Here is a 12,230-nt window from a genome sequence, read left to right on the forward strand (position 1 = left end):
TCTTTTATTTAATTTCCAGTTTAGTTGCCCAATTCCGACATAAATTTTATGCGCATCAGCTGAATATCCTCGTAGGTATAATCTGCTTCGCCAAGTGTATCTAACGCACTCTTTACCGTATCAATTTCGGCAGAAAGGAAATAGTCGTACACCTCATCTTGACGATCTTGATCAATCATTTCATCAACGAAATAAGCAATATTCAATTTCGTTCCCGAGTTGACAATGGATTCAACCTCGCGTAACATATCTTCATAACTGATTCCTTTGGAAGATGCAATATCGTCTAAACCAATCTTCCTGTCGATATTTTGAATAATAGAAACCTTTAACGCTGATTTATTGGCTGTACTTTTGATTACCAAATCTTGCGGACGATCAATATCATTTTCCTCCACATATTTACGAATTAGCTCCGCAAAAGCGCCACCGAATTTGACTGCTTTACCGCTACCAACGCCATGAATTTGTTTCAACTCATCAATCGTCACGGGATAGTGTGTACACATCTCATCCAGCGATGGATCCTGAAAGATTACAAACGGTGGTAAAGACTTTTGTTTGGCAATTTTCTTACGCAAATCTTTAAGCAACTGTAACAACGTCGTATCCAAAGTGCTTGCAGCGTGATTATGCTGACCGCCGATTGCGGCTTCCTCCGCCGATTCCATCGGTTTGTTCAACACAAACTTAAGTGGATATGGATTTGCTAAATATTTGCTCCCTGAATCGGTTAACATCAACAGACCATAATGATCAATGTCTTTCTTAATAAAATCAGCAAGCTCCGCTTGGCGAATTAAGGACTTCCAATAAATAACGCCTTGCTCCTTCCCGGATCCGAACAACGGGTGTACGTCGTGTTTGTAGGAAGATATTGGTTGGTTATTTTGCCCCATCATCACGTTGATAATGTGATGATCGTCGAACTTGTGCCCCTGTTCCTTAATGAAACCTAAAACCTGCAATAACGCAGGCTCTGCATCGAAATGTACACGCGTAGAACGACAATTATCGCACATTGAGTTACAGCCAGTTTCATCGAAAGATTCACCGAAATAATGCAAAATTTGCTTTCGTCGGCAAATGGAAGATTCCGAATAATCGATCACTTCCTTTAATATCTGTGTACCAATTTCCCGTTCGGAAACTGGCTTATCTTTCATAAATTTCGTTAGCTTCTCGATATCCTTTTCGGAATAAAAAGCTACGCAAACACCTTCGCCACCATCTCGCCCGGCGCGCCCGGTTTCCTGATAATAGCCTTCCATAGACTTCGGAATATCATGGTGGATCACGAATCGAACGTCCGGTTTGTCGATCCCCATGCCAAAAGCAATTGTCGCTACGATCACTTCCACATCTTCCATCAAGAATTTATCCTGAGTATCGGCGCGAACCTTCGCGTCTAATCCGGCGTGATATGGTAACGCCTTAATACCATTTATATTAAGTACTTCAGCGATTTCCTCAACTTTCTTACGGCTTAAACAATACACAATTCCTGTTTTCCCGGCATTATTGCGAATAAACCGTACGATTTCCTTAACGACGTCGCGTTTAGGACGTACTTCGTAGTACAAATTGGTACGATTGAAAGAAGATTTGAATAAAGCTGCGTCGTTCATTTGCAAATTCTTTCGAATGTCCGACTGTACCTTCGGTGTAGCGGTTGCCGTTAATGCAATGATCGGTATACCTTCTCCGATTCCATTAATTACCTGCCGTATTTTTCTATACTCCGGACGGAAATCATGTCCCCATTCCGAAATACAATGTGCTTCATCCACCGCAACGAAAGAAATGGTAATGCTGCGTAGAAACTGAATATTTTCTTCCTTTCCAAGCGATTCAGGAGCAACATAAAGCAGTTTCGTACGTCCTTTAGAAACGTCGTCTTTAACGCGTGTCACTTCGCTTTTGGTTAACGACGAATTTAGGAAATGTGCGATACTGTCGCTCCCGCCGAAGGCGCGAAGCTGATCCACTTGGTTTTTCATCAGCGCAATAAGCGGTGAAATGACGATGGCCGTACCTTGACTCATTAAGGCCGGCAATTGATAGCAAATGGATTTACCGCCACCAGTAGGCATGATTACAAACGTATCTTTCTTATTAAGTACGTTGGTAATGATGGCTTCTTGATCACCTTTGAAAGTATCGAACCCAAAAAACTCTTGCAAATTATCAAACAGTGATTTTTCTATTTCCATAGATAAGACGACATATACAAATGATTCACATTTAATCTTTTCTGCGACAAAAATATCAGGAGAATAAAAATACAGTTTTTCCAAGAGAATCCGAAACCTTGTATCTTTTTTGTGTGTATGCAGTTTTCAATTGACTTTTAAACCAAAAGTGATACTTTTGGTCTGAAAATTGATTTAACAACATTCAAACAGAAACTTTACAAGATGAAAAAGATAAATAGTATCATTTTAGCGGTAATCACTTTAGTAAGTTTGGCATCCATGACAGTAGTGCAGGGAACATTTAAGTTCGATGCTGAAACACACGATTTCGGAAAAATCCCTCATAATCAACCAGCATCTTTCGAATTTACCTATTCCAATGATGGTGATGCGCCGATTATCATTTCTGAAGTAAGGCCGACCTGCGGATGTTCGGTTGCAGATTTCACAAAAGCTCCGGTTAAGCCAGGCGATTCAGGTGCGATCAAAGTCACTTACGACGCGAGCGTGAAAGGACCATTTACCAAGTCCTTCATCGTTAAATCGAATACGAACACACCGGTAAAAAACTTAACCATTAAAGGAAACGTAGAATAGAGATATCAATTCTATAAAAATAAATTCAATAACCGCATCCTCATCCGATGCGGTTATTTTTTTGGATGCTGCCTTGCAAGAAATTGTTAACTTTGCGCAAAACAATACTATGCCAACGATATCCACTCGCGGACAACAAATGCCCGCATCTCCTATCCGAAAACTGACGCCTTTTGCCGATCAGGCTAAGAAAGATGGCAAGAAAATATATCACCTAAACATCGGTCAACCGGACATCAAAACACCAGCTGGGATGTTGCAAGCGATTCGCGATATTGATTTCGATGTTTGGGCATACACGCCTTCCGAAGGTACAGCGACGTATCGCAATAAGCTTGCGGAATATTACAACAAGCTAAACTACAACATTCAGCCGAGCGATATCATTGTAACAAATGGCGGATCGGAAGCAATTACTATTGCGATGCAAGCGTGTTTAAACCCGGGTGATGAAATTATTATTCCAGAACCGTTTTACGCGAATTACAATGGTTTTGCATGCCCGGCAGAAGTAACTATCCGTCCGATCATGTCACATATTGAGAATGGTTTTGCTTTACCAAGCATCGCCGATTTTGAAAAAGTGATTAACGAGAAAACGAAAGCGATTGTAATTTGTAATCCAAACAATCCTACCGGATATTTATATTCTCGCGAAGAACTGGAAGCACTGAAAGAACTGTGCTTGAAGTACGATTTGTATTTATTTGCGGACGAAGCATACCGTGAATTCTGTTATGATGGTCGCGAATTTATTTCTCCAATGCACTTAGCAGGATTAGAGAATCACGTCGTTATTTTTGACACTGTTTCGAAGAGATATTCTGCATGTGGCGCGCGTTTGGGATGTTTCATCACCAAGAATCAGGAGTTATACGGCGTGGCTTTGAAATTTGCGCAAGCAAGACTTTCTCCACCAGCGGTAGCACAAATCGCAGCAACGGCAGCTGTGGATACGCCACAAAGCTATTTCGATGAGGTTTTGGAAGAATATACTGAACGCCGTGATGTCTTGGTGAACGGACTGAATAATATTCCGGGTGTTTACTCTCCAAATCCGGGCGGTGCTTTTTACGTAGTAGCGCGTTTTCCAATTGATAATGCAGATCGTTTCTGCCAATGGATGTTAGAAAGTTTTTCGTATGAAAACGAAACGGTAATGATGGCGCCAGCTGCAGGATTCTACAGTTCGAAAGATGCGGGACAAAACGAAGTGCGTTTGGCTTATGTGTTGCATACAGATGAATTGAAAAAAGCGTTGGTTTGCTTGGAAAAAGGTTTAGCAGCCTATCCTGGAAAAACAGCTTAACTAGAAAATAGATAATCTAACAAAATCCCGTTGCTCACCGCAACGGGATTTTATTTTTACGAATTTGTACTGCTAATCAATCGTTTTATAATTCGCAAACGGTGCGTATACTTTTGGGTTTCCTCTTGAAAAATCCCCGTCATATCAATGCGATCAATGCGCACTTTTGCAGAAGCATGGAAAATACGTTCGCTATCCAACATGATACCTACGTGCGTAATTCGTCCTTCCTCGTTATCGAAAAACGCTAAATCCCCTACTTTCACTTCCTGTAAAAAATCGATTGTTTCGCCCTGCAAAGCTTGCTGCGAAGCATCTCTCGCCAACGAAACACCGAAATGTCGATAAAACAGTTGCGCCAAACCCGAACAATCTATGCCGAATCGGCTACGTCCGCCCCACAAATAAGGCGTTTGCAAATAATATTGAACAAACTTCGGCCATTCTTGCTGAAAATCATCTGCCGTAGGCTTCCTCAACTTTCCATTAACCTTATGGGATTTGCCTTCCAAATCTAGTAGCCCGTCAGCTGGAAAAACGCAACCGTGTAAAACCGGAAATGATGAACCTCCATCGATCTCAACTTCGACATCTGCCAAATCTACAATAAGAAAATTATTCATGGATTCTTCCAGAAAACTTGATTGACCACGTTGGATCCAGCCTTCATACGCCGGATCAGCAACTTTAATACGCAACCATTCTGGACGTTCTTCTAGAATATCGAAATATTCTCCAAAAAGCAATTGGGAAACCTGCTCACCGCGGTGACTGGGTTCTGATCGCATCGGTATCACCGATAAATTACAGACTGCTTGTCGTTTCATGTTTAAATAATCTGCTTTTTTGTAATGACACGGAATGTCCAAATAACTACCGTCGTTGAGCCCTACTCACTTGTGTTCGGCAGTCATAGACATTTCATACTGCAAGTTAACGCAATTCGTTGTGTAAGGCCAAACCATTTCAAACAAAAAAACAGGCTTATCGGTTATCTATATAAACTAAAACGCTATTGCTATGACAGGACATACATTTCAACGAATTTTAATTGCATTAGATGACAGTCCGGGCTACGACAAAGCCATCGCTTACGCGAAACCTTTTGTAAATGACACCGGTGCAAGCTTGGCTTTACTGACTGTAACCTCGGTAACATCTCCAGCAAATTTCGGCGCGGATCCGCTATTAGGTCAGCAACCCATTGTGGTTCCCGATGTGTCAGACGCACAACAAGACGGAGCACAACGCTTCTTGCAAAATCTGCGCGCAGAATTCCCAGAAACGCAGGATGTAAAATTGTTGAATAATATAGGGAATGTTCGTGACGAGATTTTATCGTCGGCGGCCGAGTGGAAAGCCGACTTAATAATTATGGGAACCAATGGCAGAACGGGATTTGATCACTTCTTATCGGGAAGTGTAGCAGAATCGGTAATCAGAAAATCAACCTGTCCGGTCTTGGTGATTCCAGTTGGCGATGAAGAAGAGAATTAATTATTTTTTTCGAAAGCTCGCAACGTACATGGAATCTGCCTGACGATCATACCCTAATATTGGCTTTTGATCAATCAGTTCCAATGCGCCATCTTTTAAAATGCGATCGACGACCGATTCGTTTTCTGCGGCAAAAACCGAACAAGTGATGTATAATAGTTGTCCTCCCGTCTTCAAATATGGGAGGACATTTTTTATAATATTATATTGCAGATGATGAAAATGATCTATGCTTGCTGGATCGAATTGCAGCAACATTTCGGGCGTACGACCCCAAGTTCCAGAACCAGAACATGGTGCATCTACTAGAATGCCATCAAAAGTTTCTCCACGCATAATATGATCAACGGGTTGAGAAAGATCTAGAATTTTTTTGCGGTATTGGTTTGCTTTAATTCCGGCAATCTCAAAGCGTTCTTCCAAATTTATAAGGATCGACAAACGAACATCGGAAACAGTCAGATTTATATCAGGGCATTGATCCAACATCATAAGCGATTTTCCACCCGAAGCTGCGCAACAATCCCACCATTTTTGATCGGCTTCTAAATTAAGCAGGTCGGCGGTTTGTTGCGAACTAAAATCTTGCACTTCGTACCATCCGTTCGCTTGTTTTATACCCCCTACATTAAATCCGTTCGGGAAAGCGATGGTTTGTCCTTCTAGCAATTCGAAAGGTGCTTGCACCTTTTTCAAAATAGCAACAAGTTCATCGTAATGCGTTCGCTTCGCTCGAATAAAAAGTTTAGGCTGAATTAAATGGCTTTGCGCAAACGCTTTTGCTTCTACTTGTTTCGATAAAGCATATTTATTCGGAAATATATCTTCGACAAATTTACCGTATTCTTTCTCGACGACCCCTATTTTATCTGATAGCGAATTTGCGATTAAATCATTCCACTCGGGCTTCCGCACAGCGATTAAACTGCTTGATTCTTCGCACAGAAATTCCGCAATAAGCAATCGTTCTTCGACCTCAAGTCCACTTAAAGCATTTCCCAAGCGGAAATAATTATAGCAAAGACGAGAAGTCATACGGCGATCCGTTGATCCCATTTGCCTATTTGCTTTGTAAAATTTAGTCAGAAATCTTGACAAAGGTTCCTTATAGCTATAGCCATTCAGAACCTTCAGAAAATTTTGGACTTGGTGAAATACCCGTTTTTCGGACATAGAAAAGATAAACGCTATTGAAATTTACCGAATCGATACTCTAAAAGGTTGACACCGAAATTCACGTAACCCCAACGATCGTTGCGATTAAATTTGTAATTGCTGTACAAGCCTTCGAATGTTTCTTTCGTTAAATGTTCTGCATAATCACGACCATATTTTTGCAACAAATTGCCGAAGTATGTTCCCGAATCGAAACCTTTATAAGCATGATCCGATGGCGTTATTCCGTAAGCAGATTTATAAGCCGATTGAAAATTACGCGTTGCAGAAGAAAGTTCATTCAGATGGCTTTCGGATGTAATCACAGGACGATAGAATGTGAAGTTGCTGTAGGAGCTGAAGTCAATTCTATTCCAAAGTGGATGACCATAAATACGAAAATCGATATTTTCTTCCAGCGACTTTTGATCCATTACGTTGAGCAAACTTTTCAATTGATTTCTGTCGGTTGTACCCGTAATAACGTGGTATCTTACGCCAGATGTCAAGCGATCATTTAACTGCGATGCAGAAGAAATCGAAACAATTTCGGCTTGCGGAATACGCTCTTTAATATCGGCTGGAAAACCTTGTATAAATTGTTGATGATCGCTATTAGCCGTGTTGTAAATAACTACCACATCGCCTTCGTGAAAGTTCTTGGCCAATTCAGCAGATACCGCACGCATGTGAATGCTGATTGGCGGAGTTACTGAAATTAAGTTCGGAAGGTTGAACTCCGTCGGCATAGTAGCCGCTAAAGGATTTACCTGTAGTACCGAAGCATTCAAATCGCGATTCGAACTAAAAGCTTTTATTTCGGCTGGATAAACTGGTCCAACGATTAATGTTGCATCTTTAATTTCTTGCGATGCAGCCAGATTTGCGTTATGTCCGGCGTTATCTCTGGAATCCAGCACCTGAAGTTCAAAACGTTTATCAGATTTTGCAACTTGCTGCAATCCCAATTGGAAACCCTGATAAAAATCTAGTGCTAACGCAGAACGCTTCACATCTTCTTCCGACAAAGAAGAAGATGCTACCCGATCCAATTGAAAAGGAAGCACCAGAGCGATACTTCCGCCAGTGTACTTTTTTGCTTTTTCGGTCAGCACTTCATTTTCTCCGCGTGTTTTATCATCACGTCCAGATTCCGCTTCTTCGCTTTTGCCTTCTACGTTACTCACCGTTTGACCAGGAGAACGCAAAACGCCACGAGTTTTCGGAGCACAGGAAGAGATTGCTAGCGCTGCTGCGAAAAAACCAATTAAATAAGTACACTTCATATCGACTTTATTATTTTATTCCCACTCAATAGTTGCGGGCGGTTTTGAACTAATATCGTACACAACACGATTAATTCCCTTAACGTGATTGATGATTTCGTTAGAAATTTTTGCCAGCAATTCGTAAGGCAAGTGAATCCAATCCGCCGTCATTCCGTCTAAAGATCCAACGGCGCGTAAAGATACAACGTGCTCATAAGTACGCTCATCACCCATCACGCCAACTGATTGCACCGGCAAGAAAATTGTTCCAGCTTGCCAAATCTTATCGTACCAACCTGCTTCGCGCAAATTGCGTATGTAGATATCATCTGCTTCTTGCAAAATCCGTACCTTTTCAACAGTAATATCGCCTAATATACGAATTCCTAATCCAGGCCCTGGGAACGGGTGTCTTCCTAAGATCAGCGGATCGACTTCTAACGTTTTACCAACACGTCTAACCTCATCCTTAAACAATGTTCTTAACGGTTCGATTACCTTCAATTTCATGTAGTCAGGCAATCCGCCCACGTTGTGGTGAGATTTGATGGTTGCAGATGGCCCATTTACAGAAATAGATTCTATCACATCTGGATAAATAGTTCCCTGACCCAACCATTTTGCTTCAACGCCATCCGGCAATTCCGCTTGTATTTGCTTCGCGGCATCGTCGAATACATCGATAAAAGCGCCGCCAATGATTTTACGTTTTTGTTCCGGTTCAGAAACCCCGGCCAATTTACCGTAGAATTGATCTTTAGCATTCACGCCTTTGATGTTCAATCCCATATTCTCGTAAGAATCCAACACTTCTTGGAACTCATTCTTACGTAGTAAACCATGATCCACAAAGAAGCAATGTAATCTATCGCCGATCGCGTGATGCAACAATACCGCAGCAACGGTAGAATCCACGCCGCCAGATAGCGCCATAATCACGTGATCATTTCCTAATTGTTCTTTCAAATCAGCAATCGTCATTTCCACGAATGCATCCGCCGTCCAATCTTGCGTACAGCCGCAAATATCTACGACAAAGTTTTTCACCAAAACCTGCCCATCGGTACTATGCGTTACCTCCGGGTGAAATTGGATTCCATACGTGCGCGTTCCTTCGATATGATAAGCCGCAACACGCACCTTATCTGTACTTGCGATTACGCGGAAATTGGAAGGAACTTCTTTAATGGTATCACCATGCGACATCCAAACTTGCGATTGCGTTGGAATTCCAGCTAATAATGGATTTTCCTGATCCACAAACATCAAGTTTGCTCGACCATATTCGCGAATTTCAGAAGGCAAAACCTCTCCCCCATTATGCTGTGCCAGATATTGAGCGCCATAACAAACGCCAAGCACGGGGTAATCTCTTGTCATCGAAGCAAAATCAACCTGCGGAGCATCTTCCTGACGAACAGAATATGGACTTCCGGAGAAGATAATTCCTTTTACGGTTTCATCAAAAGCAGGGATATTGTTGAACGGATGAATTTCGCAATAAACATTCAGCTCGCGCACACGACGTGCAATCAGCTGCGTATATTGTGACCCAAAATCGAGGATAATAATTTTTTCTGACATGGCGCAAAGTTACATATTCAAGATGATTTTTGCACGCCAAATATTTGTACCTTAGCATTTACACTATTCGGATTGACACAACATGAAATTTGGCAGCGTAAACGACCCTTCTTCGATTGATTTTTCACTTCCTGAAACACCAAAGGAAACCCTTAATTTGCTCAAAAAACAGCAAAATAACGAACCATTCGAAGCGTATGTGGGCTGCGCCAAATGGAACAAAACGGACTTAAAAGGTTTCTATCCGCGGGGTACCAAAGATGAGTTGACGTATTACGCTACGCAATTTAATTCCATTGAATTAAACGCGACTTTCTACAATTCCCCTTCGAAAGATCAGGTAAAAACGTGGAAAAATAAAACGGGAAACGACTTTAAGTTTTTTCCTAAAATTCCGCAATCGATCAGTCATTACAGCCGCCTGCTCAATACGAAAGAAAAAGTGACGGATTTCGTTGATTCGACCGTACTATTCGAGGAAAAGTTAGGCATGGGATTTCTACAACTGCATGATAATTATAAACCGAAAGATTTCGATCGCCTAGCTGAATGGCTTAAAGACTTTCCGGCAGGATATCCACTAGCGGTTGAGGTACGAAACGAAAGTTGGTTTGCTGACCAAGCTGTCGCTGAAAAGTTCTACACTTTACTCGAAGAAACCAACAAAACAAATATCATCGTTGATACTGCTGGACGCAGAGATATGCTGCACATGCGATTGACCACTCCTATTGCATTTATTCGTTATGTCGGGGCGAACGCACCTTCAGATTACAGCCGATTGGAGGATTGGGTAAAACGAATTGTGGAATGGAAAACAGCCGGTTTGCAGAAGCTTTATTTTTTCATTCATCAGAACATCGAAAAAGAATCTCCTTTACTGGCTACGCACTTTATCACTTTAATTAATAAAGAACTCGGGTTGAATCTCAAATTACCGAATAATGACAAATTATTTTAAAAATCATTTGGTTTGAAAAATAAAGTCTACTAGATTTGTAGAGTATTCAGAATTGCAGATGCAATACCAACCGAGTTTTTACCGCGGTGGTCATTATAATACGGGATTTAGTCCAAAAGAAAACAGACCCGCATTGCTGAATACAGTTTATGGTTACACATTAATTCTAAACGAGTATGCACACACCACAGGAACTGTATCAACATCTTATTCAAAATTTCCATCAATATTCTGTTCGGGAATTGATCAATCTAAACAACGATTTAGTGCGTAATGCTTCTTGGGGATCGCACAAAGCGACGTTTCGAACGGCAGTATTAAATAGTTTGGCTAGAAAAGGCGTGGATTTATCGCCGATTACGTCACATGACGATGGTTTTACTACCATTCAGCTGGTTCCGGTCGATTTAGATGAAAACAATTCATTGATTCCCTTAGCGTGCTAAGGGAATCAATGGAAAGGTTATTTATTGATTCGTGATCGCATAAAGAGCAAATGTTCCCAACCAATGCGAGCCCATATAATCGTCTTCCTTTGTCAAATTAGGCAAGCTAAATGACATGTGCTCATCCGCGATTTTGCGCAAATGATTTAGTTGTGGAAGTTCGTGCGTGATACCGTACAAACAAGCTGCGCGACTGTAATTCAAGCCATCTAAATGTACCAGTTGCCCATCAGTCCGATCTTTAACGATAGCAGGGTCCAGTTTGAAGTCAGCTTCATAAACTTGAGGAAGAAACTGCTTCAACCATTTATCGTAACGATCGCCTCCTAATAACTTGCTCATTAAATACGCTTCTTCCAAACATGGAGAGAGAAAATCAGATCCACTCGGTTCGTAAGAGAAATCGCAGTTCTTATCGTTCTCAAACAATCGTACAGCATGTTCGGTAATAGCATCGATTAAAGCTTGATCTTTCGCTGTAATGGCGTAATCTAACATCAGCGACAAGCCGAAGGCTGTATTATCATGCTTTCCAGAACGGATTGGATAAACCAATTTCGGTAAATAATCCATCAATTTCCCGCGGAGCAACTGCACTAATGGGTCCAGTGATTTCGCCCAGCGTTTTGCATCTGGATCTTCCCAAGTAATCAGTTCTTCTTGAAGCTTGAACAACCAAGCCCAGCCATAGGTACGCTCAAACGATAAATTGTTTTTATCCTCGAAGAAAGCTTTCTCGATGGCAGCATTCTCGTCGGTGATGTGCGCGTTTAACATACTGCGAACTTTTCCATCCGCATCTAAATCACTATGACTTTTCAGCAGTTTCATAATCGACCAATAGCCGTGCACAGAAGAATGCCAATCAAAACATCCGTAAAAAATCGGACGTAAAACGCGAGGTGGTTTCAAATCCGCATCGCTGCCAATTGATTGTCCTAACTTGTTTGGATATTCTACATTGACGCAATGCACGGGCATGTCAAAAATCGTCTTTGCCTGCTGTTGACTTAACTCAAATTTCGTTTCAACAGGTTCTTGATCAACGTGCTTTTCCGCCGGATCATTTCCGCAAGAAAACAATCCTTGAACAGCAATTAATACTATCGGAATCAGCGAAAACCGTACGCGTGCAGATTTATTCATGTATGAGGTTGTTAAAGTTTTGAGGTTTAAAGATAGGAAAAATGAAAAAGCTTGCCACAGAAAGTTTGCAGG

At 41.4% G+C, this 12,230-nt stretch carries 11 protein-coding genes and 1 riboswitch; of the genes, 5 read left to right on the top strand and 6 right to left on the bottom strand.

The window, feature by feature from the left end; all coding sequences use genetic code 11:
* Positions 1-20 precede the first annotated feature (20 nt).
* Positions 21-2,213, bottom strand: a complete 2,193-nt coding sequence (recQ, locus tag ACFSQ3_RS11490) for a DNA helicase RecQ (protein WP_380869694.1) — start codon at positions 2,211-2,213, stop codon at positions 21-23.
* A gap of 204 nt (positions 2,214-2,417) precedes the next feature.
* Between recQ and ACFSQ3_RS11495 the strand changes: the two genes are divergently transcribed.
* On the top strand, positions 2,418-2,792 hold the full coding sequence (locus ACFSQ3_RS11495) for a DUF1573 domain-containing protein (RefSeq protein ID WP_380869695.1): 375 nt from the start codon (positions 2,418-2,420) through the stop codon (positions 2,790-2,792).
* A gap of 109 nt (positions 2,793-2,901) precedes the next feature.
* A complete protein-coding gene (locus ACFSQ3_RS11500; protein ID WP_380869696.1) occupies positions 2,902-4,101 on the top strand; it encodes a pyridoxal phosphate-dependent aminotransferase in 1,200 nt (399 codons plus the stop codon).
* 56 nt (positions 4,102-4,157) lie between these two features.
* Here the strand turns inward: ACFSQ3_RS11500 and ACFSQ3_RS11505 are convergent, their stop codons facing one another.
* Positions 4,158-4,889 (bottom strand): C40 family peptidase, encoded by a 732-nt coding sequence (locus ACFSQ3_RS11505; protein ID WP_380869697.1) that lies wholly within the window; start codon positions 4,887-4,889, stop codon positions 4,158-4,160.
* Between the two features lie 232 nt (positions 4,890-5,121).
* Here ACFSQ3_RS11505 and ACFSQ3_RS11510 point away from each other — a divergent pair, with 232 nt between their 5' ends.
* Complete coding sequence (locus ACFSQ3_RS11510) at positions 5,122-5,598, top strand: universal stress protein (RefSeq protein WP_380869698.1); 477 nt, start codon at positions 5,122-5,124, stop codon at positions 5,596-5,598.
* On the opposite strand, the gene ACFSQ3_RS11515 is transcribed toward ACFSQ3_RS11510, so the two are convergent.
* The 3 genes from ACFSQ3_RS11515 to guaA form a co-directional block, all read right to left on the bottom strand.
* The gene (locus ACFSQ3_RS11515; RefSeq protein ID WP_380869699.1) at positions 5,599-6,654 is read right to left on the bottom strand and encodes an RsmB/NOP family class I SAM-dependent RNA methyltransferase; all 1,056 of its coding nucleotides are present in this window, start codon (positions 6,652-6,654) and stop codon (positions 5,599-5,601) included.
* 131 nt (positions 6,655-6,785) lie between these two features.
* Positions 6,786-8,039 carry an ABC transporter substrate-binding protein gene (locus ACFSQ3_RS11520; RefSeq protein WP_380869700.1) on the bottom strand — a complete coding sequence of 418 codons (1,254 nt, stop codon included), beginning with the start codon at positions 8,037-8,039 and terminating at the stop codon, positions 6,786-6,788.
* A gap of 15 nt (positions 8,040-8,054) precedes the next feature.
* Positions 8,055-9,605: a glutamine-hydrolyzing GMP synthase gene (gene guaA / locus ACFSQ3_RS11525; protein ID WP_380869701.1), complete on the bottom strand. Its 1,551-nt coding sequence runs from the start codon at positions 9,603-9,605 to the stop codon at positions 8,055-8,057.
* Positions 9,606-9,687: 82 nt separating this feature from the next.
* Here guaA and ACFSQ3_RS11530 point away from each other — a divergent pair, with 82 nt between their 5' ends.
* Both ACFSQ3_RS11530 and ACFSQ3_RS11535 read left to right on the top strand, forming a co-directional pair.
* Entirely contained in the window at positions 9,688-10,566 is an 879-nt protein-coding gene (locus ACFSQ3_RS11530) for a DUF72 domain-containing protein (protein WP_380869702.1), read from the top strand.
* 37 nt (positions 10,567-10,603) lie between these two features.
* Positions 10,604-10,696: riboswitch (SAM-I-IV-variant riboswitch) on the top strand.
* A 46-nt stretch (positions 10,697-10,742) separates the two neighbouring features.
* Entirely contained in the window at positions 10,743-11,012 is a 270-nt protein-coding gene (locus ACFSQ3_RS11535) for a 5-oxoprolinase (RefSeq protein WP_380869703.1), read from the top strand.
* A gap of 21 nt (positions 11,013-11,033) precedes the next feature.
* On the opposite strand, the gene ACFSQ3_RS11540 is transcribed toward ACFSQ3_RS11535, so the two are convergent.
* Complete coding sequence (locus ACFSQ3_RS11540; RefSeq protein ID WP_380869704.1) at positions 11,034-12,158, bottom strand: DUF2891 domain-containing protein; 1,125 nt, start codon at positions 12,156-12,158, stop codon at positions 11,034-11,036.
* Between the last annotated feature and the right edge of the window lie 72 nt (positions 12,159-12,230).

Source organism: Sphingobacterium corticis, from assembly GCF_042684745.1.
Lineage (GTDB): Bacteria > Bacteroidota > Bacteroidia > Sphingobacteriales > Sphingobacteriaceae > Sphingobacterium > Sphingobacterium corticis.

What these genes read in the sequence shown, in the direction of transcription:
- recQ (WP_380869694.1), bottom strand. Translation starts at nt 2,213, where the DNA reads ATGGAAATAGAAAAATCACTGTTTGATAATTTGCAAGAGTTTTTTGGG.
- ACFSQ3_RS11495 (WP_380869695.1), top strand. Translation starts at nt 2,418, where the DNA reads ATGAAAAAGATAAATAGTATCATTTTAGCGGTAATCACTTTAGTAAGT.
- ACFSQ3_RS11500 (WP_380869696.1), top strand. Translation starts at nt 2,902, where the DNA reads ATGCCAACGATATCCACTCGCGGACAACAAATGCCCGCATCTCCTATC.
- ACFSQ3_RS11505 (WP_380869697.1), bottom strand. Translation starts at nt 4,889, where the DNA reads ATGCGATCAGAACCCAGTCACCGCGGTGAGCAGGTTTCCCAATTGCTT.
- ACFSQ3_RS11510 (WP_380869698.1), top strand. Translation starts at nt 5,122, where the DNA reads ATGACAGGACATACATTTCAACGAATTTTAATTGCATTAGATGACAGT.
- ACFSQ3_RS11515 (WP_380869699.1), bottom strand. Translation starts at nt 6,654, where the DNA reads ATGGGATCAACGGATCGCCGTATGACTTCTCGTCTTTGCTATAATTAT.
- ACFSQ3_RS11520 (WP_380869700.1), bottom strand. Translation starts at nt 8,039, where the DNA reads ATGAAGTGTACTTATTTAATTGGTTTTTTCGCAGCAGCGCTAGCAATC.
- guaA (WP_380869701.1), bottom strand. Translation starts at nt 9,605, where the DNA reads ATGTCAGAAAAAATTATTATCCTCGATTTTGGGTCACAATATACGCAG.
- ACFSQ3_RS11530 (WP_380869702.1), top strand. Translation starts at nt 9,688, where the DNA reads ATGAAATTTGGCAGCGTAAACGACCCTTCTTCGATTGATTTTTCACTT.
- ACFSQ3_RS11535 (WP_380869703.1), top strand. Translation starts at nt 10,743, where the DNA reads ATGCACACACCACAGGAACTGTATCAACATCTTATTCAAAATTTCCAT.
- ACFSQ3_RS11540 (WP_380869704.1), bottom strand. Translation starts at nt 12,158, where the DNA reads ATGAATAAATCTGCACGCGTACGGTTTTCGCTGATTCCGATAGTATTA.